This window comes from Mesorhizobium marinum (assembly GCF_040813675.1).
GTDB classification, from domain to species: Bacteria; Pseudomonadota; Alphaproteobacteria; order Rhizobiales; family Rhizobiaceae; genus Mesorhizobium_K; species Mesorhizobium_K marinum.
On record NZ_JBFOCI010000002.1, the window covers coordinates 80,550 to 100,051 of the forward strand.

Sequence of the window (19,502 nt, forward strand, 5' to 3'; positions counted from 1 at the left end):
CCTATCGGACCAGGATCGCCCTGAGGTCGTTGACGTTCGTGCCGGTCGGTCCCGGCGCGAACAGATCGCCCACCGCGTCGAAGGCGGTCCAGGCGTCGTTGCCGGCGAGCCTCGCCTTGGCGTCGATCTTTTCCGCACGCATGCGCGCCACGCTCGTCCCGTCGGCAAAGGCGCCGGCATTGTTCTCCGAGCCGTCGATGCCGTCGGTGTCGGCGGCGAGCGCATGGATCCCGTCAAAGCCGTCGATGCCGATCGCGAAGGCGAGCAGGAATTCGCTGTTGCGCCCGCCCTTGCCGCCCTTGGCGCGGATCGTCACCGTCGTTTCGCCGCCCGAGAGGATCAGCATCGGCTTCTGGAACGGCCGGTCGCGCGTCGCCACCTCGCGGGCAATTGCGGCGTGCACCGAGCCGACCTCGCGCGCCTCCCCCTCGATCGAATCCGACAGGATGACCGCCTCGATCCCCTGCCGCTTGGCTTCCGCCGCGGCGGCTTCGAGCGACACGGCGGCCGAGGCGATCAGATGCACCTCGTTGCCGGCAAGCCGCGGGTCGCCGACGCCGGGCGCGTCGGCTTCCGGCGAGTTGAGATGCGCCATCACCGCATCGGGCAGCGTCATGCCGTAGGCACGGATGAAGCCCAGCGCATCGGCCCGGCTGCCCTCGCCGGGGATGGTCGGCCCCGAGGCGACCAGCGCCGGATCGTCGCCGGGAATGTCGGAGACGACGAGCGACACGACCCTGGCCGGCCAGGCGGCCGCCGCCAGGCGACCGCCCTTGATATCAGAGACGTGCTTGCGGATCGTGTTCATCGCAGCGATCGGCGCGCCCGAGGCCAGAAGCGCCTCGTTGACGGCGATCTCGTCGGCGAGCGTCAGGCCCGGCGCGGGCGATGGCAGCAGCGCCGAACCCCCACCGGAGATCAGCGCCACCACGAGATCGTCCTTCGTCAGGCCGGAGACCTTGTCCAGCAGTCGCCGCGACGCCGTCAGCCCCGCCTCGTCCGGAACCGGATGCGCCGCCTCGATGATCTCGATGCGTTCGCAGGGCGCGGCATAGCCGTAGCGCGTCACTACCAGCCCCTCGATCGGCCCGTCCCACGCCTTCTCGAAGGCGGCGGCCATCTGCGCCGAGCCCTTGCCCGCGCCGATGACGATGGTGCGTCCATTCGGCTTCGCCGGCAGGTGGCTTCTGATCGTGCGTTCGGGATCGGCCGCGGCCACGGCCGCCTCGAAGATCGAAACAAGGAAAGCCCTGGGGTCGAGCGCCATCAGCCTGCCTTAGTCGGCAGCGCTAGCGTCTTGCGCTCGATGCCGAGGTGGTCGCACAGCGCATCGACGATGACGCCGTGGTCCTCGCGCTCCGGCAGGCCCGAGACGCCGAACGCGCCAACCGAACCGACGCCCTTTATCGTCACCGGAAAGCCGCCGCCCGCCAACACGTAGTCGGTCACCGGCAGGCCGTGGCCGGTCTTGAAGGCGCGGTCCGGGCTGTTCTGCTCCAGCACCATCCGGTAGGTGCTTTTCTGGAACATCTTCACCACGTTCACCTTGCGCCGCACCCAGTCGAAATTGGAGCTCGATGAGCCCGGCAGCGCCGCGTAGAACAGGAGCCTGTCCCACACGCTGATCTGGATGACGATTGGCAGCTTTTCGGCCAGCGCCCGCTCGCGCAGCGCCGAGCCTATGGCGAAGGCGGTCGCCTCGTCGAAGGCGGAAAAGGCCAGCCGCTCTTCCTGTTCGGCGATCCTCGCGATCTCGTCGGTGGCGTTCAAAGCGTTCCTCCTGGCCAGCCTCCTGCCTTTACGGCAACGCCGGCCCCGGTCAAGCCCGCGTCAGGTCACGACGGCCGGGAGCGCGCTCTTTGCCGGCTTGCCGGCGACATATGTCTCCACCACGGCGCGGTCGTCGCCGAGCGTCTGCAGCAGGAACAGTTGCTCGGCGAGCGTGCCCGCCGTTTCCATGCGCAGCCGCATGGCGGGCGTAGCGGACGGGTTGAGGACGACGATGTCCGCGTCGGTGCCAACGTCCAGCGTGCCGACCCTGTCGGCAATGGACAGCGCCTCTGCATTGCCGCGCGTCAGCTGCCAGAAGGATGCGAAGGGATTGAGCTTCTCGCCGTTCAGCGCGATCACCTTGTAGCCCTCGTCCATGGTGCGCAGCATCGAATAGTTGGTGCCGCCGCCGACATCGGTCGCCGTCGCGATCCTCAGCGGCTTCGACCGCCTGCGGTAGCGCTGATAGTCGAACAGGCCCGAGCCGAGGAAGAGGTTCGACGTCGGGCAGAAGACCGCGACCGATCCGCTCTGCGACAGCGCGTCCGCCTCGCGGTCCGACAGATGGATGCAGTGGCCGAACAGCGCACGCGGCCCGAGCAGGCCGTAGTGCTCGTAGACGTCGGTGTAGTCGCGCGCCCAGGGATAGAGTTCTCCGGTAAAGGCGATCTCGGCGTGGTTCTCCGAAAGGTGCGTCTGCATGTGCAGGTCGGGAAACGCGCGCATCAACGCGCCGGCCATCTCCAGTTGCTCGGGCGACGAGGTGATCGCGAAGCGCGGCGTCACGGCATAGAGCTGCCGGCCCTTGCCGTGCCATTCCTCGATCAGCGCCTTGCTGTCGTCGAAGCTGCTCTCCGGCGTGTCGCGCAACTGCTCCGGCGCGTTGCGGTCCATCATCACCTTGCCGGCGATGTTGAGCATGTTGCGTTCGTGCGACTCGGCGAAAAAGGCCTCGGCCGACTGCTTGTGCACGGAGCAGTACGCCGAAACCGTCGTCGTGCCCTGGCGGACCATCTCGTCGAGGAACAGCCGCGCGATGCGTCGGCCGTGCTGGGCGTTGCTGAACTTCGTCTCTTCCGGAAACGTGTATTTGTTCAGCCAGTCCAGCAATTCCGTCCCGTAGGACGCGATCACCTGCATCTGCGGGAAGTGCACATGCGCGTCGATGAAGCCCGGCAGCAGGAGATGCGGCCTGTGGTCGATGCATTGCGCGCCGTTCCCGGCCTTCGCCGCGACCTCCGCATAGGCGCCCGCAGCGGCGATCCTGCCACCCTCGAGAAGCAGGCCGCCATCCTCCTCGTAGCGGTAGGCGGCGTGGTCCTCGGTCGTGTCCGGCCAGCGCAGGAAAGTCAGCGTGCGGCCGCGCAGCAGCGTCTGGTTCATCCTACTGCCGCCGCGCTTCTTCGTACCAGGCCGTCAGCAAGGCGCGCTCCTGCGGCGAGATCTGGGTGACGTTGCCGGGCGGCATGGCGTGGCTGCGGCCGGCCTGCAGGTAGATTTCCCGGGCATGCTCGCCGATCTCCGCGTCGGTTTCCAGCATCACGCCCTTCGGCGCATGGTAGATGCCGTCGTAGGACGGTTCGGCGGCATGGCACATCGCGCAGCGCCCGAGCACCGTGTCGCGCACCGCGGGGAAATGCGCCGACGCCACGAAGGTCTGCGCGACCGTCGACGACGCCTCCTTGTCCCCCGTCAGCACCTTCGGCGCGGTCGACAGCCAGATGATGACGATGAACAGGATCGCGGCGACGAGCCAGGTCCAGTAGGGTTTGCCCTTCCTGGCGTGCATCGTGTTGAAGAAGTGCCGGATCAGCACGCCGATGATGAACACGATCGAGGCGATGATCCAGTTGAACTCGGTCGCGAACGCCAGCGGATAGTGGTTCGACAGCATCAGGAACAGGACGGGCAGCGTCAGGTAGTTGTTGTGCGTCGAGCGCGTCTTGGCGATCTTGCCGTATTTCGGGTCCGGCTTCCTGCCGGCGATCAGGTCGGCGACGACGATCTTCTGGTTGGGGATGATGACCATGAAGACGTTGGCCGACATGATCGTCGCGGTCACCGCTCCGAGATGCAGGAAGGCCGCGCGGCCGCTGAATATCTGGGTGAAGCCCCAGGCCAGCGCCACCAGGATCGCGTAGAGCACCAGCATAAGCAGCGTGTCGTGGTCGCCGAGCGGCGACTTGCAGAGCAGGTCGTAGAGCAGCCATCCCAGCACCAGCGAGGCGATCGACAGGCCGATCGCCGTCATCGGCGCGATGTCGAGCACGTTGCGGTCGATCAGGAAGAGATCCGCGCCGGCATAGTAGACGATGGCGAGCATGGCGAAGCCCGACATCCAGGTCGCATAGGATTCCCACTTGAACCAGGTCAGCTGCTCTGGCATCGCCGCCGGCGCCACCAGGTATTTCTGGATGTGGTAGAAGCCGCCGCCATGAACCTGCCATTCCTCGCCATGCGCGCCGGCGGGCAGGCCGGCATGCTTGCGCAGGCCAAGGTCCAGCGCCACGAAATAGAAGGACGAGCCGATCCAGGCGATGCCCGTGATCACGTGCAGCCAGCGCACCGCGAAACTCAGCCAGTCCCAGGCTATGGCAAGATCGATCATCGGGTCCTCTCGTCATCGGGAGTCTTACGGACTCGGTTCCAAACGGAAAGGGGGCACATGCCCCATGACTTTCAAAAAAATATGTAAAATACTGCCGCATTGCCCAATGAAGCATGAGGCGCGGCCTGAATGGCCTATCTCGACAACATCGCGGTCTTCGTCCGCGTCGTGGAACTGAGCAACCTGTCGGCTGCGGGGCGCGACATGCGCATCTCCCCGGCCGTCGTCTCGAACCGCATCAAGGAACTCGAGAAACATCTCGGCGTCAGGCTGTTCAACCGCACGACGCGCCAGTTGACCCCGACCGAGCACGGCACCGTCTTCTATGCCGGCGCCAAGCAGGTGCTTGAGGCGATCACCATGGCGGAGGCGGCGGTCAGCGCGCTGTCAGGCCAGCCGCGCGGCACCATCCGCGTCACAGCGCCGCTCGGGCTCGGACGGCGCCTCATCGCCTCCGGCATCCCCGAATTCCGCGACAAGTACCCGGATATCGAGGTGCGGCTGCGGCTGTCCGACCACGACGTGGACATGATGAAGGAAGGCATAGACGTCGCCTTCCGGCTCGGCGTCCTCGAGGATTCGAGCCTGAGGATGCGCGGCATCATGAATTGCGAGCGCGTGCTGGTGGCGGCGCCCGCCTATCTCGAGGCGCGCGGCGAGCCGACCGGCCCAGACCAGCTGGTCGGCGGCGGCCACGACTGCCTGATGCTGCGCTATCCCGGCATGCGCGAACATTTCTGGACGCTGAAGACGCCATCGGGACCCGCCAAGTTCGAGGTGCGCGGCCCCTTCGATTCCGACGACGGCGACGTGCTCACCGGCTGGGCGCTGTCCGGCCGCGGCATCATCAACAAGCCGCGCTTCGAGGTCGAGCCGTTCATCCGCGATCGCCGCCTCAAGGTCATCCTGCCGGACACGCCGCCGATCCCGGTGCAGTTGGCCGCGGTCTATCCGCACAAGAAGCTGCAGGACCCGAAGGTGCGGCTGCTGCTCGACTTCATGGCCGAGCGCTGCCAGCGCCTGATCAACAACCTGCTGGTCGGGAAATGACGGCTTCCTGGGGGCGTCGACCACGCCCCGCTTCTGGTCTTCAGCGGATCGCGGCCTAGATGAGCTGTGTCCGCTCGCAGTCCGGGCGGAGACCACGAACTCGACCCAGGAGAATCCCATGCCCGGCATCCCAACCAGGAACGATCTGAAGTCGAACACCAGAACCGCCTCGATCGAGCTTCTCAACGCCCGGCTTGCCGACGCGATCGATCTCGCGCTGGCTACCAAGCAGGCGCACTGGAACATCAAGGGGCCGCACTTCATCGCCGTCCACGAGATGCTCGACGGCTTTCGCACGGAACTCGACGGCCATGTCGACATACTGGCCGAGCGCGCCGTCCAGCTGGGCGGCACCGCCCACGGCACGTCCCAGGTCGTCGCCAAGGTGACCGCGCTGAAACCCTATCCGACCGATATCCACGCCACCAAGGATCATCTCGCGGCGCTGATCGACCGCTACGCGGTCGTCGCCAAATCCGTCCGCGCGGCCATCGACGAAGCGGACGAGGCCGGCGACGCCGGCACCGCCGACATCTTCACTGCGTTCTCACGCGCCCTCGACAAGTCGCTGTGGTTCCTCGAAGCGCACACGCAGTCCAAGGACTGATCAGCCGGCGACGGTTGCGCCGTTCGTCGCGTCCGCATGGGCGGCCAGCGCCGCCATGATCTCCGCCGCCGCCATGGCGGCGATGACGGCCGGCCGCTTGTCCTTCACGGCCTCGCCGCCGATCGGCGAGACCAGGCGATCGATGTCGCGCTCGTCGCCATCGGCCGATTTGAGATACCAGCTGCGGAAGGTGGCCTTCTTGGTCTTCGAGCCGATCATCCCGACATAGGCGACGTCGTCGCGCTTCAGAGCCTCGGCGACGATCAGGAAGTCCAGCGCATGGTCGTGCGTCAGCACCACCATCGCCGCTCCCGCCGGCGCGGCCTGCACCATCTCCTCCGGCACCGGGGTCAGCCGGGTCTCGATGCCATCAGGCATGCCCTCCAGCGCCTCGGCGCGCGTTTCGACGACGGTCACCCTGACCGGCAGCAGCGCCAGCGCCGCCGCCAGCGCATGACCGACGTGCCCGCCGCCGAACAGGCAGACCTGGGGCAGGCGCGCGGCCTCCACCGCCGCCTCCCGGACCAGTTCCGTCCGCAGGTTCTCGTCGATCACCCTGATCAGCACCTCGACGCGCCCGCCGCAGCACTGGCCGATTTCCGGCCCGAGCGGGACGTCGAGCATCAGTTCGCGCGGCCCCCGGTCGTCGGCCAGCATCTGCCGCGCCTGGTCGATCGCCATGAATTCGAGCTGGCCGCCGCCGATCGTGCCGAGCGTCGCCGCCGGCGACACCAGCATCTGCGCGCCGGCCTCGCGCGGCGTCGAGCCTTTCGCGCGCGCGACGGTCACGAGCGCCCCGCGCTCCGCCGCACCGAGAAAGGTCTCCACGCTCTGTCCGCTTGTCGCCATGCTGCTCCCTGCCGGGAGCATAGCACGTCCCGGCCCGAATTTCCCGCGGGCTAGCCCCTGGCTGCCTCGGCCTTCAGCCGCTCGACCGCCATCAGCACCCGTTCGGGCGTCGCCGGCGCGTCGAGGCGCGGGCAGATCGTGTGGCCGGCGACGCTGGCGACCGCGTCCGACAGCGCGTGCAGCACCGAGATCGCCAGCGGGAACGGCGGTTCGCCGACCGCCTTGGAGCGGTGGACGGTCGGCTCGGCCGCCTCCGGCCAGTCGGCAAGCCTGACGTTGAAGATCTTCGGCCGGTCGGAGGCGAGCGGAATCTTGTAGGTCGACGGCGCATGGGTGCGCAGCCGCCCCTTGTCGTCCCACCACAGTTCTTCCGTCGTCAGCCAGCCCATGCCCTGGATGTAGCCGCCTTCGACCTGGCCGAGGTCGATCGCCCGGTTCAGCGAGCGCCCGGCGTCATGCAAAATGTCGGCTCGCTCGACGACATATTCGCCGGTCAGCGTATCGATCGACACTTCCGAGCAGGCTGCGCCATAGGCGAAATAGTAGAAGGGCCGCCCGGCGCCCTTGTCGCGGTTCCAGTGGATCTTCGGCGTCTTGTAGAAGCCCGCCGCCGACAGCTGGATGCGCGCCATGTAGGCCTGCTTGACGATGTCGGCGAAAGCGATCTCCTGGTTGCCCACGCGAACGCGGTTCGGCAGGAACACCACCTGGTCGCGCGGCACCTGGTAGGTCTGCGCGGCGAAGTCGGTCAGTCGGTCCTTGATCTGCCGCGCCGCGTTCTGCGCCGCCATGCCGTTCAGGTCCGAGCCCGACGACGCCGCGGTCGCCGAGGTGTTCGGCACCTTGCCCGTCGTCGTCGCCGTGATCTTCACCTGGTCGAGGTCGATCTGGAACTCTTCGGCCACGACCTGCGCGACCTTGAGGTAGAGCCCCTGCCCCATCTCGGTGCCGCCGTGGTTCAGGTGCACCGAACCGTCGGTATAGACATGCACCAGCGCACCGGCCTGGTTGAAATGCGTGGCGGTGAACGAGATGCCGAACTTCACCGGCGTCAGCGCGATGCCACGCTTCACGAAGCGGCTGTTGGCGTTGAACGCCGCAATGGTGCGCCGGCGTCGCGCATAGTCGGCGCTTTCCTCGAGCTCGGCGACGATGCGACCGATGATGTTGTCCTCGACCGTCTGGTGGTAGGGCGTCACGTTGCGGTCGTCGACGCCGTAGAAATTCAGCTTGCGGATCTCGAGCGGGTCCTTGCCGGTGGCGAAGGCGACTTCTTCGATCACGCGTTCGGCGCCGACCATGCCCTGCGGCCCACCGAACCCGCGGAACGCCGTGTTGGACACGGTGTTGGTGTAGAGCGGCGCCGACTTCGCATGCACGGCCGGCCAGAAATAGGTGTTGTCGCAGTGGAACAGGGCCCGGTCGGTGACCGGCCCGGACAGGTCCGACGAGAAGCCGCAGCGCGCCGCGAACATGAAGTCGACGCCATGGATCGAGCCGTCCTCGTCGAAGCCCACCTCATAGTCGATCACGAAGTCGTGCCGCTTGCCGGTCGCGATCATGTCGTCGTCGCGGTCGGGCCTGATCTTGACCGCGCGCCCGTGCTTCTTGGCGGCGATCGCCGCCAGCGCGGCGAACTGGTTGCCCTGCGTCTCCTTGCCGCCGAAGCCGCCGCCCATGCGGCGGATCTCGACGGTGACCGCATGGTTCGGCACGCCGAGCGCATGCGCCACCATGTGCTGGACCTCGCTCGGGTGCTGGGTGGAGGAGTAGACCGTCACGTCATGGTCCTCGCCGGGCACGGCGAGCGCGATCTGGCCCTCGAGGTAGAAATGGTCCTGCCCGCCGAGCGCCATCCGTCCCTTGAGCCGCTTCGGCGCGTTCCTGATCGCCGCCTTGGCGTCGCCGCGCGACAGCGTCAGCGGCGGCGTGACGAGCTTGCCCTTCTTCGGGTTCACCCCGGCGACGTCGACGATGAAGGGCAGTTCCTCGTAGTCGACCCTGGCGAGCCGCGTCGCGCGCCTGGCCGCCTCGCGCGTGGTCGCGATGACGCAGAAGATCGGCTGGCCGTGGAATTCGCACAGGCCGTCGGCAAGCACCGGTTCGTCATGGCGGCCGGTCGGCGAGATGTCGTTCTCGCCGGGAATGTCCTTCGCGGTCAGCACGTCGACGACGCCGGGCGCCTTGCGCACCTCCGAGAGGTCCAGCCTGGTTATGCGGCCGTGCGCCACCGTCGACAGACCGAGGCAGCCATGCAGCAGGCCCTCCGGCTCGGGCATGTCGTCGATGTAGATCGCCGTGCCGGTGACGTGCTTGTGCGCGGAATCGTGGCGTTGACCGGTGGCGACGCCGCCCTTGATGCGCGCGGCCTTGATGTCGGGAGCGGCATGCTTGTTCATCAGGCTGCCTCCTGCCTGCCGACCGTCAGCGGCGCCTTGCCGCCCGCCGTTTCGGCAAGGAAGCGGCGCAGCAGGTTCTTCGCCGCGAGCTGCCGGTATTCGGCGCTGGCCCGCATGTCGGTCAGCGGCGTGAAGTCGATGTCATAGGCCGCGAGCGCGGCGTCGACCGTCGCTTCCGTCCACGGCTTTCCGGTCAGCGCCGCCTCGACGGCGCGGGCGCGTTTCGGCGTCGCCGCCATGCCGCCATAGGCGATGCGGATCGACGCCACGGTCCCGTCCTTGGCAAGCGCCAGGTGGAAGGCGCCGAGCGTCGCGGTGATGTCCTCGTCGCGCCGCTTGGTGACCTTGTGGACGGCGAAATGCGATCCCTTCGCGGGCACCGGCACATGCACGGCCTCGACGAATTCGCCCGGCTGCCGGTCCTGCTTTCCATAGGCGATGAAGTAGCTTTCGAGCGGGATGGTCCGGCGCTTCCGACCCTTGCGCAGCGTCAGCGATGCGCCGAGCGCGATCAGCGGCGGCGGCGTGTCGCCGATCGGCGAGCCGTTGGCGATGTTGCCGCCGATGGTTCCCATGTTGCGCACCTGCTCGCCGCCGATCCGGTCGAGCAGGGGCCCGAGCGGCGGAATGCGCTTGGCGAGCAGGGCAAACGCCTCGCTGTAGGTCACGCCGGCGCCAATGGTGATGACGCCTTTCTCCATGGACATGGCGCGCAACCCGTCCAGCCCGCCGATGAAGACGACCGGCGAGATGTCGCGCATGTGCTTGGTCACCCAGAGCCCGACATCCGTCGAGCCGGCGACGATCGTCGCGTTCGGCGACTTGTCCAGCACCGAGGCGAGGTCATCGACGCTGGCGGGCACGACGAGTCGCCGCGCGCCCTCGCCGATCTCGACTCTGAGGCCGTCCTTCAGCGCCGAGAGCCTGGCAGTCACTTTCCTGCGCTCGGCCGCCAGTGGATCCTTCGCGGTCTCGCCGTAGCGCGAGACCGCCTGGGCGGCGCGAACGATCGCCTCGTAGCCGGTGCAGCGGCAGAGATTGCCCTGGAGCGCCTTCTCGATGGCCGCGGTCGACGGCGACGCCGAGCGCATCCAGAGTGCATAGAGCGACATCACGAAACCGGGGGTGCAGAAGCCGCATTGCGAGCCGTGGAAGTCGATCATCGCCTGCTGCACCGGGTGCAGGCCGCCGTCGGCCCCCCGCAGATGCTCGATCGTCACCACGTGGCAGCCATCGAGCGAGCCGAGGAAGCGGATGCAGGCATTGACGCTCTCGTAGACGAGCTTGCCCGCCGTGAGCTTTCCGACCAGCACCGTGCAGGCGCCGCAGTCGCCTTCCGCGCATCCTTCCTTCGTGCCGCGCAGCGAGCGGCGCAGCCTGAGATAATCGAGAAGCGTCTCGTCCGGGCCGACATCGGCCAGCGCGACGTCCTCGCCGTTGAGCAGGAAGCGCAGTTCGCCGCGAACCCTAGCCCTGGCCATGGTCAGCTGCCCCTGTAGGTCGAGTAGCCATAAGGCGAGAGAAGCAGCGGCACGTGATAGTGCTTGTTCTCGGCCAGGCCGAAGCGGATGGGAATCTGGTCGAGGAACGGCGGATCGCTCAGCGCCACGCCCTGGCGGCGCAGATAGTTGCCGGCGCCGAAGACCAGTTCGTATTCGCCGACGACGAAGGCATCGCCCTGCAGCAGGGGCGCGTCGCAGCGCCCGTCGCTGTTGGTCACCGCCGTCTTGACGAAGGTCCGTTCGCTTCCGCGGATGCGGTACAGGTCGATCGGCAGGCCCGCGGCCGGCCGGCCGGTTGCCGTGTCGAGTACGTGGGTCGTCAGGCGACCGCCATCGGCTTCCGCCATCGGCCCCTCCTTCCTGCGCTTGGAAGCGTTATGATTCCGACCATTAAAGGACAAGCCGGCCGGTTGGTGAAGCAATGGCCCCCAAAAAGACTTTCAAAAATTTTCGAGGGAATGTCCGTCATCCCCCGTGATTATCATGAAGATGACGCGGACCCATCCGTGCCTGGAGGAAGAGTGCGCTACCAGCGAGACATGCGCGGCTACGGTCGCAACCCGCCCGACCCGAAGTGGCCCGGCGGGGCCCATGTCGCCGTCCAGTTCGTCGTCAACTACGAGGAAGGCGGCGAGAACTGCGTCCTGCACGGCGACGCGGCGTCCGAGGCATTCCTCTCCGAGATCGTCGGCGCCGCGCCGTGGCCGGGCATGCGCCACTGGAACATGGAATCGATCTACGAATACGGCGCCCGCGCCGGCTTCTGGCGGCTGCACCGCATGTTCACGGAGGCCGACGTCCCGGTCACCTGCTACGGCGTGGCGACCGCGCTTGCGCGCTCGCCCGACCAGGTCGCCGCCATGCAGGAGGCCGGCTGGGAGATCGCCTCGCACGGCCTGAAATGGATCGACTACCGCGACTATTCGGCCGACGACGAGCGTCGCCACATGGACGAGGCGATCCGGCTGCACCGCGAGGTGACCGGCGAGCGCCCGAGGGGCTGGTACACCGGCCGCACCTCGGTCAACACGGTCAGGCTGGCGGTCGAGGAAGGCGGCTTCGACTACGTCTCCGACACCTATGACGACGAATTGCCCTACTGGTTCGAGCATGACGGCCGCGCCCAGCTCATCATCCCATATACGCTCGACGCCAACGACATGCGGTTCGCCACCCCGCAGGGCTTCAACTCCGGCGATCAGTTCTTCGCCTATCTGAAGGACAGTTTTGACACGCTCTACGCCGAGGGCAAGGCGGGACGGCCGCGCATGATGAACATCGGCCTGCATTGCCGGCTGGTCGGGCGTCCCGGCCGCGCCGCGGCGCTGCAGCGCTTCATCGACTACGTGAAGGGCCACGACCGGGTCTGGCTGGCGCGGCGCATCGACATCGCGCGGCACTGGAAGGAAACGCATCCCTTCCGCCTGCCGGCCATCCGGCCGTCGAAGATGGACCGCGAGGCGTTCGTCTCGCTGTTCGGCGGCATCTTCGAGCACTCGCCCTGGATAGCCGAGCGCGCCTACGATCTCGAGCTCGGCCCGGCGCACGACAGCGCCGGCGGCCTTCACAACGCGCTCTGCCGCATCTTCAGGGCCGCCAGCGACAAGGAAAGACTCGGCGTTCTGAACGCCCATCCCGACCTCGCCGGCAAGCTCGCGGCCGCCCGGCGCCTGACGCCGGAATCGACGCGGGAACAGGCGTCCGCCGGCCTCGACGCTCTGACGGACACCGAGCGCGAGCTCTTCTCCAGGCTCAATTCGGCCTATGTCTCGACCTTCGGTTTCCCCTTCATCATCGCGGTGAAGGGCAAGACGAAGGAAGAAATCCTCGCCGCCTTCGAGGCGCGCATCGGCAACGACCGCGCCACCGAGTTCGACACCGCGTGCCGGCAGGTCGAGCGCATCGCGCTGCTGAGATTGAAGGAAGCACTGCCGCTATGAGGAACTCCGCCGTGCCCGCCCGCAGCTACTACGCACCGCGCGGCGGCCTGCCGCCGCAGACCGACCTGATCACCGACCGGGCCGTCTTCACGGACGCCTACGCCGTCATCCCGAAGCGCGAGTTCTCGGACATCGTGGCGAGCCGCCTGCCCTTCTGGGAAGGCACGCGCGCCTGGGTGATCGCCCGTCCGCTGTCGGGCTTCGCCGAGACCTTCTCGCAATATGTGATGGAGGTCCTGCCCGGCGGCGGCAGCGACCGGCCCGAGCCGGACCCGAGCGCCGAAGGCGTGCTCTTCGTCGTCGAGGGCGAAATCACCGTCAAGCTCGGCGGCGCATCGCGCAAGATGAAGCCCGGCGGCTATGCCTACCTGCCCGCCGGCTCGACGTGGAGCCTCGCCAACCGAGGCAGGTCGGCCGCGCGCTTCCACTGGATCCGCAAGGCATACGAGGCGGTCGACGGCATCGACGCCCCGGATGCCCTCTTCCTCAACGAAAACGACATCGAGCCGATCCCGATGCCGGACACGGGCGGGCGCTGGGCCACCACCCGCTTCGTCGACCCCGACGACACCCGCCACGACATGCACGTGACCATCGTCACCTTCGAGCCGGGGGGCGTGATCCCCTTCCCGGAGACGCATGTGATGGAGCACGGGCTCTACGTGCTGGAGGGGAAGGCCGTCTACCGCCTGAACCAGGACTGGGTCGAGGTCGAGGCCGGCGACTTCATGTGGCTGCGCGCCTTCTGCCCGCAGGCCTGCTACGCCGGCGGCCCGGGCCGCTTCCGCTACCTGCTCTACAAGGACGTCAACCGTCACCCCAGGCTGGGCGGGTTCGGCCGATGAGCAGGGTCGTCACCGCAAGGCCGCTGACCCGCGAAAGCTTCGCCGCCTTCGGCGACGTCATCGATGCGGGCGGCGAGAACCACTACCCGATCAACGCCGGCAAGACCGAGCGCTACCACGCGCTCGCCCGTCCCGAGGCGACCGGACCGGACGGCCATGTGCTGATCAGCCTCGCCCGGGCGACGCCCTACGACGTGCCGCTGGCGCTCACCATGGTCGAGCGGCATCCGCTCGGCAGCCAGGCCTTCGTGCCGCTGTCGCCGCGGCCATTCCTGGTCGTCGTCTGCCCCGACGAGGACGGACGGCCGGGACTGCCGCACGCCTTCCTCACGCAGCCCGGCCAGGGTGTGAACTATGCACGCAACACCTGGCACGGGGTGCTGACGCCGATCGGCGCGCCGCAGGACTTCCTGATTGTCGACCGCGGCGGCGACGGCAACAACCTCGAGGAATTCTTCTTCGCCGATCCATACGAAATCAGGCTTCCGGGCTGACATGACCGACGTTTCCCTGATCGACCGGCTGCTCGACGTCATCGAGCAGGACATCGTGCCGAAGACCGAGGAGGGCGTCGCCGCCGGCAACAAGCTGTTCGGCGCGGCGATCCTCAGGAAGTCCGACCGTTCGCTGGTCCTGGCCGAGACCAACAACGAGACGGAGAACCCGCTCTGGCACGGCGAGGTGCATTGCCTGAAGCGCTTCTACGAGATGCCCCGGGCCGAGCGCGTCGATACGAAGGAGGCGATCTTCCTCGCCACCCACGAGCCCTGCTCGCTCTGCCTGTCGGCGATCACCTGGACCGGATTCGACAATTTCTACTACCTCTTCAGCCACGAGGATTCACGCGACAGCTTCGCCATCCCGCACGACCTGAAGATCCTGAAGGAGGTCTTCACCCTCGAGCCCGGTGGCTACCGCGCCGAAAACGCCTACTGGAAAAGCCACGCAATCCGCAAACTGGTCCGGAACCTGCCCGAACCGGAGCGGGCGCGGCTGGAAACGCGGATCGGCAAGATCGCCGCGACCTATGACGGGCTGTCCTCGACCTACCAGTCCGGCAAGTCCGACAACGACATCCCGCTCAGCTAGGCCGCGGCCTTCGCACTGCGCTCCTTCTCGTCGCAATCGGCGCCGGCATCCGGCTTGACGCGCCCGAGCACCAGAAGCGCGACCAATCCCGCGAGCAGGGAAACGACTGCGCAGACCAGGGCGACGGAGCGGAACGCGGCCGCATAGGCCTCCCGCGCCTCGGCAAGCAACAGGTCGCCTGCGGCGCCGCCGACGTTCGCCGCCTCCGCAACCGCGCCGCCGATCGTCTCGCGCACTGCCGCCACAACGTCGGAACTCAATCCGCCGCTGTCGAAGGCAGCCATGCCGCTGGCATAGATCGCAGTGACGATGCTGCCGAGGATGGCGATGCCGAGCGCGCCGCCGAACTCGGAGCTTGTCTCGGCAAGCCCGGCCGCCGTTCCTGCACGCTCCGGCGGCACCGTGCCGATGATGAGGTCGGTCGAGAGCGTGAAGATCGGCGCCAGTCCGAACGACATCACGACGTAGCTTGCCACGAGCAGATGGAGCGAGCCCGTCGACGCCGCCTGCGCCATCAGCAGGAAGCTGGCCGCCGTGACCGCATAGCCGCCGGCCATGACATAGGCGGGCCGCATACTGCCGAGCAGCTTTGGCGCCAACAGCGATCCGATAATGAAGCCGATCGATGACGGCGCGCTCCACAGCCCCGCCGCCAGCGGCGAAAGGCCAAGGACGAGTTGCAGATATTGCGCCGTGAGCAGGAAGATGCCGAAGGCGGCGAAAAAGCCGAGCACGTTGATGCCGAGCGACGCCGAGAACGTCAGAGACCGGAACACATTCAGATCGATCAGCGGCTCGGCCAGCCTCCGCTGCCGCCGGACGAAGACGATGCCGATGGCAAGACCCGCCAGGATTGCAGCCACCGCCTCGGCGTCGAACGCGTAGGACGCCGCATGCTTGATGCCGTAGATCGTGGCGAGCACCGCGGCGAGCGATAATGCGGCACTGGCGAGGTCGATCCGCCCGGCATTCTCGTCGCGATACTCCGGCAGAAGGCTCGGGGCGACGGCAAGCAGCAGGATCATCACCGGAACGGCGATCAGGAACACCGAACCCCACCAGAACCAGGTCAGCAGGACGCCGCCGATCACCGGCCCGATCGCGCCACCGGCCGAGAAGCTCGATATCCAGACGCCGATGGCGAATGTGCGCTCCTTCGGATCCGGGAACATGTTTGAGATCAGCGACAGGGTCGAGGGGGCGAGCGTCGCGGCCGACAGTCCGAGCAAGGCCCGCGCCACGATCAGCATCCCGGCACTGCTGGCGAACGCGGCAACGATCGAAGCAAGGCCGAAGGCGAATGCGCCGATCATCAACAGCTTGCGGCGGCCGATGCGATCACCGAGCGTGCCCATCGTGATCAGCATGCCGGCAATCATGAAGCCGTATATGTCGACGATCCAGAGAAGCTCGGTCGCGCTCGGGTTGAGATCAGCCGTGATGGCAGGCACCGCCAGGTTCAGCACCGTCAGATCCATTGAATAGAGCAGGCAAGGCAGCGCGATCACGCCGAGCCCGATCCACTCGCGGCGCGTCGCCTTGCGCGGAACGTCCCTGTCGGCAATGTCCAGAGTGTCGGCCATGTTCCTGCTCCCTTTGCGCAAGGACGAACGATTGCGGCCGCAGCCGACAATCGGCCCGTTCGAAGTGACGTCAGGCAAATCGTGACGATGGCCGGACTCCGCAGCCGAGCGGGGAGTAGCAGATAGCAGATTCTCCTGACAGCCTCCTGTCAGGAGGCGTCGGGTCGACGGAGCGCCCCTGGGTTCAGCGGCCCTTCCAGACGGGATCGCGCTTCTCGGCGAAGGCCTTGAAGCCCTCGAGATTGTCTTCCGAGCCGTAGAGCGCGTCGACAGTGCGGAACTGTCGGCGGGTGATGCGGTTCATGGCATCCTGGAAGGTCAGGCCTTCGGCCTCGCGCGCCACCTCCTTGATCGCCGCGAAGACCAGCGGCGGTCCCGACGCCAACAGCCTTGCGATCTCCCACACGCGGTCTTCCAGCTTTTCCTTGGGCAGCACCTCGTTGACGAGACCCCAGCGGTGCGCTTCCTGCACATCCATCCAGCGACCGGTCAGCAGCAGGTCCATCGCGACGTGATAGGGAATGCGCTTCGGCAGCTTCACCGTCGCCGCGTCGGCCAGCGTGCCCGCCCGGATTTCCGGCAGCGCGAAGCTCGAATGGTCGGACGCCAAAATCATGTCGCAGGACAGCGCCAGCTCGAAACCGCCGCCCACCGCCATGCCGTTGACGCAGGCGATGACGGGCTTGTTCATGTCGCGCAGTTCCTGCAGGCCGCCGAAGCCGCCGACGCCATAGTCGCCGTCGACCGCGTCGCCGGCGGCCGCCGCCTTGAGGTCCCATCCCGCGCAGAAGAACTTGTCGCCGGCCGTCTTCACTATGGCGACGCGCAGGTCGGGATCGTCGCGGAACGCCTTGAACGTCTCGCCCATCAGCCGCGACGTCTTGAGGTCGATGGCATTCGCCTTCGGCCGGTCGAGCGTCACTTCGAGAATGCCGCCCTCGCGGCGCGTGGTGATCACGTCGGTCATGTTTCCTCCTTCACGAGCAGCGCATCGGCCACCCAGGCGCCCTTGCCCGCGGCGCGGACGATCAGCGGATTGACGTCGAGTTCGGCCAGCGTGTCGGCGTTCGCCAGCGCGAAATCGGCGATCTTCAGCACTGCATCGATGGCGGCGTCGACATCGGCCTTCGGCCTGCCCCGGAACCCGTCGAGCAGCGGAAACATCTTCAACCCGCGCAGCGCGACCTCGACCTCGTCGCGGCTTGCCGGCAGCAGAAGCGTCGCGCTGTCCTTCAACAGTTCGACCATCACGCCGCCGGTGCCGAGCGTCATCACCGGCCCGAACAGCGGGTCTCTGGTGATGCCGACGATCAGTTCGGCGACGCCGCCCTCCACCATGCGCTCGACATAGAGGCCGCTGCCCAGCCCGATCAGACGGTGCGCCGCCTCGCGAACGGCGGCCTCGTCGCTGAGATTGAGCACCACCGCGCCGGCCTCGGACTTGTGCGCCACGCCGAGCGCCTTCAGCGCCACCGGAAACCCGATGTCATGCGCCGCGGCCGCCGCCTCTTCGGACGATCCTGCCTCGATGCCACGCGGCACCGACAGCCCGGCCTTTGCGAGCGCGGCCTTCGCCGCAGCTTCGTCAAGGGTGGTGGAAACGCCCGCCTCCGGCCTGCCGGCCATCTCCCCCTCAAGGGGGGAGATTACGCCTTCATCACGACCGTCGCCAATTTTCGATGTTGCAGAAAGGAGCCCATCGCCAAAGCTGCCGATCTCCCCCCTTGAGGGGGAGATGCCCGGCAGGGCAGAGGGGGGTGTCGCGCCCACCGCGCCTGCCGTCGGCCGCTTCCACGCCTCCCCGACAAACGCCGCCCCCGCCGCCGCGTCCATCGCCTCGGCAATGCCAAGGATCGGCGCGATGCCGCGCCGCATCAACTCTTCCGCATGACCCTCGGGCAGGTTTTCCGCCATCGACGCCACGATAGCCCCCCTGGCGTCGTTCTGCTTCAAGGCCGTCTCGAATGCGTTCACGGTCAGCCACCAGTCGGCATCCGAGCAGCGGTCGGTGCGCGGGAAGTCCAGCACCAGGATGTTGAGGCCGAAGCCGCCCGACGCCATCGCCGAAAAGGTCGCCGTCATCGCCGGTTCGTTGGCCCAGATGTAGGTGTTGTAGTCGAGCGGGTTGGCGACGGCGACCAGCGGTCCCAGGGTCTCCTGCACGCGCCCGCGATGCCCCTCGGCAAGCCCCGGAAAGTAGACCCGGCGTCCCTCGGCGGTATCGGCCATCACCGAGGCTTCGCCGCCCGAGCAACTCATGGACGACAGCGTGTAGCTCTCCAGCGGACCCGACGCGTGGAACAGCTTCAGCGTTTCAAGGAAGGCCGGGATCGTGTCGACGCGCGGTATTCCGAGCCGCCTCAGGAAGGCGTCGGACGCCGCGTCGGAACCGGCAAGCGAGGCGGTGTGCGACACGGTCGCGGCGCGCGCCTGCTCGGAACGGCCGACCTTCATCGCAACGATCGGCTTCTTCAGTTCGCGTGCCCGCGCCGCCAGCCGCTCGAAGCCCGCGACGGAGTCGAAACCCTCGATGTGCAGCCCGAGGCACGACACCCTGGAATCCTCGATCAGCCCGAGCGCCATCTCGGAAAGTCCGGTCTGCGCCTGGTTGCCCGCCGTCATCATGTAGGCGAGCGGCAGGCCGCGTGTCTGCATGGTCAGGTTGCAGGCGATGTTGGACGACTGCGTGATGATCGCCGCGCCCGTCTCGCCCGGCTTCAGCCGCCGCCCGCCATGCTGGTCGGGCCACAAAAGCGCGCCATCGGCATAGTTGATCAGGCCGTAGCAATTCGGCCCGATCACCGGCATGTCGCCGGCCGCCTCGACGAGCGCCCGCTGCAGGCGCTCGCCATCGGCGTCGTAACTTCCTGTCTCGCGGAATCCCGCCGCAAAGCAGATCGCGCCGCCCGCGCCGAGTTCGCGCAGCTCGCGCACGATATCGATCGTCAGGTTGCGGTTGACGCCGATGAAGGTCGCGTCCGGCGCGCCGGGCAGCTCGGCCAGCGAGCGATACGCCTTCACCCCGGCAACCTCGTCCTTCGACGGATGCACCGGCCAGATGCCCCCCTCGAACCCCATCTTGAGGCACTGCTTGACGACATTGGGCGCGAAAAAACCGCCGCCAACGACGGCGACCGATTTCGGCCGCAGCAGGCGGTCGAGGCGGCTCATTGGCGCACCGCGTGGAGATGGGCACGCTCCACGACGCCCCCCTCTGGCCTGCCGGCCATCTCCCCCACGAGGGGGGAGATTGGCAGCTT

At 67.4% G+C, this 19,502-nt stretch carries 17 protein-coding genes; 6 read left to right on the forward strand and 11 right to left on the reverse strand.

Going from position 1 to position 19,502, the window contains the following annotated elements; genetic code table 11:
* Position 1: 1 nt before the first annotated feature.
* The 4 genes from ABUE31_RS05895 to ABUE31_RS05910 are packed head-to-tail and all read right to left on the reverse strand — an operon-like array spanning position 2 to position 4,378.
* A complete protein-coding gene (locus ABUE31_RS05895) occupies positions 2-1,270 on the reverse strand; it encodes a glycerate kinase type-2 family protein (protein WP_367723559.1) in 1,269 nt (422 codons plus the stop codon).
* A complete protein-coding gene (locus ABUE31_RS05900) occupies positions 1,267-1,770 on the reverse strand; it encodes a heme-degrading domain-containing protein (RefSeq protein WP_367722610.1) in 504 nt (167 codons plus the stop codon). Before ABUE31_RS05900 ends, ABUE31_RS05895 begins: the two co-directional genes overlap by 4 nt.
* A 60-nt stretch (positions 1,771-1,830) precedes the next feature.
* Positions 1,831-3,153, reverse strand: a complete 1,323-nt coding sequence (gene guaD, locus ABUE31_RS05905; protein ID WP_367722611.1) for a guanine deaminase — start codon at positions 3,151-3,153, stop codon at positions 1,831-1,833.
* 1 nt (position 3,154) lies between these two features.
* Positions 3,155-4,378 (reverse strand): urate hydroxylase PuuD, encoded by a 1,224-nt coding sequence (locus tag ABUE31_RS05910; RefSeq protein WP_367722612.1) that lies wholly within the window; start codon positions 4,376-4,378, stop codon positions 3,155-3,157.
* Between the two features lie 129 nt (positions 4,379-4,507).
* On the opposite strand from ABUE31_RS05910, the gene ABUE31_RS05915 reads away from it, so the two are divergent.
* Together ABUE31_RS05915 and dps are read left to right on the forward strand one after the other, a co-directional pair.
* Positions 4,508-5,428, forward strand: coding sequence for a LysR family transcriptional regulator (locus tag ABUE31_RS05915; protein WP_367722613.1), 921 nt, complete (start codon positions 4,508-4,510; stop codon positions 5,426-5,428).
* A gap of 118 nt (positions 5,429-5,546) precedes the next feature.
* A complete protein-coding gene (dps, locus tag ABUE31_RS05920; protein ID WP_367722614.1) occupies positions 5,547-6,035 on the forward strand; it encodes a DNA starvation/stationary phase protection protein Dps in 489 nt (162 codons plus the stop codon).
* Here the strand turns inward: dps and xdhC are convergent, their stop codons facing one another.
* The 4 genes from xdhC to uraH are packed head-to-tail and all read right to left on the reverse strand — an operon-like array spanning position 6,036 to position 11,132.
* Positions 6,036-6,884, reverse strand: coding sequence for a xanthine dehydrogenase accessory protein XdhC (gene xdhC / locus ABUE31_RS05925; protein ID WP_367722615.1), 849 nt, complete (start codon positions 6,882-6,884; stop codon positions 6,036-6,038).
* A gap of 50 nt (positions 6,885-6,934) precedes the next feature.
* Positions 6,935-9,283, reverse strand: a complete 2,349-nt coding sequence (gene xdhB, locus ABUE31_RS05930) for a xanthine dehydrogenase molybdopterin binding subunit (RefSeq protein ID WP_367722616.1) — start codon at positions 9,281-9,283, stop codon at positions 6,935-6,937.
* Complete coding sequence (xdhA, locus tag ABUE31_RS05935; RefSeq protein WP_367722617.1) at positions 9,283-10,764, reverse strand: xanthine dehydrogenase small subunit; 1,482 nt, start codon at positions 10,762-10,764, stop codon at positions 9,283-9,285. The genes xdhB and xdhA overlap by 1 nt, the downstream gene beginning before the upstream one ends.
* 2 nt (positions 10,765-10,766) lie before the next feature.
* Positions 10,767-11,132 carry a hydroxyisourate hydrolase gene (uraH, locus tag ABUE31_RS05940; protein WP_367722618.1) on the reverse strand — a complete coding sequence of 122 codons (366 nt, stop codon included), beginning with the start codon at positions 11,130-11,132 and terminating at the stop codon, positions 10,767-10,769.
* A 174-nt stretch (positions 11,133-11,306) separates the two neighbouring features.
* On the opposite strand from uraH, the gene puuE reads away from it, so the two are divergent.
* From puuE to ABUE31_RS05960, 4 genes are read left to right on the forward strand one after another with little or no spacing between them, the layout of a single operon-like run.
* On the forward strand, positions 11,307-12,725 hold the full coding sequence (gene puuE, locus ABUE31_RS05945; protein WP_367722619.1) for an allantoinase PuuE: 1,419 nt from the start codon (positions 11,307-11,309) through the stop codon (positions 12,723-12,725).
* Complete coding sequence (locus tag ABUE31_RS05950; RefSeq protein ID WP_367722620.1) at positions 12,722-13,570, forward strand: bifunctional allantoicase/(S)-ureidoglycine aminohydrolase; 849 nt, start codon at positions 12,722-12,724, stop codon at positions 13,568-13,570. Before puuE ends, ABUE31_RS05950 begins: the two co-directional genes overlap by 4 nt.
* Positions 13,567-14,064, forward strand: a complete 498-nt coding sequence (locus tag ABUE31_RS05955; RefSeq protein WP_367722621.1) for an ureidoglycolate lyase — start codon at positions 13,567-13,569, stop codon at positions 14,062-14,064. The genes ABUE31_RS05950 and ABUE31_RS05955 overlap by 4 nt, the downstream gene beginning before the upstream one ends.
* Before the next feature lies 1 nt (position 14,065).
* Positions 14,066-14,659, forward strand: coding sequence for a nucleoside deaminase (locus tag ABUE31_RS05960; RefSeq protein WP_367722622.1), 594 nt, complete (start codon positions 14,066-14,068; stop codon positions 14,657-14,659).
* On the opposite strand, the gene ABUE31_RS05965 is transcribed toward ABUE31_RS05960, so the two are convergent.
* The 3 genes from ABUE31_RS05965 to ABUE31_RS05975 all read right to left on the reverse strand — a co-directional run bounded on the left by ABUE31_RS05965 (position 14,656) and on the right by ABUE31_RS05975 (position 19,413).
* A complete protein-coding gene (locus ABUE31_RS05965; protein ID WP_367722623.1) occupies positions 14,656-16,242 on the reverse strand; it encodes an MFS transporter in 1,587 nt (528 codons plus the stop codon). The two genes, ABUE31_RS05960 and ABUE31_RS05965, sit on opposite strands and share 4 nt — an antisense overlap.
* 184 nt (positions 16,243-16,426) lie before the next feature.
* Positions 16,427-17,209: a carnitinyl-CoA dehydratase gene (locus ABUE31_RS05970; protein ID WP_367722624.1), complete on the reverse strand. Its 783-nt coding sequence runs from the start codon at positions 17,207-17,209 to the stop codon at positions 16,427-16,429.
* Positions 17,206-19,413, reverse strand: a complete 2,208-nt coding sequence (locus tag ABUE31_RS05975) for an acetate--CoA ligase family protein (RefSeq protein ID WP_367722625.1) — start codon at positions 19,411-19,413, stop codon at positions 17,206-17,208. The genes ABUE31_RS05970 and ABUE31_RS05975 overlap by 4 nt, the downstream gene beginning before the upstream one ends.
* Positions 19,414-19,502: the final 89 nt, after the last annotated feature.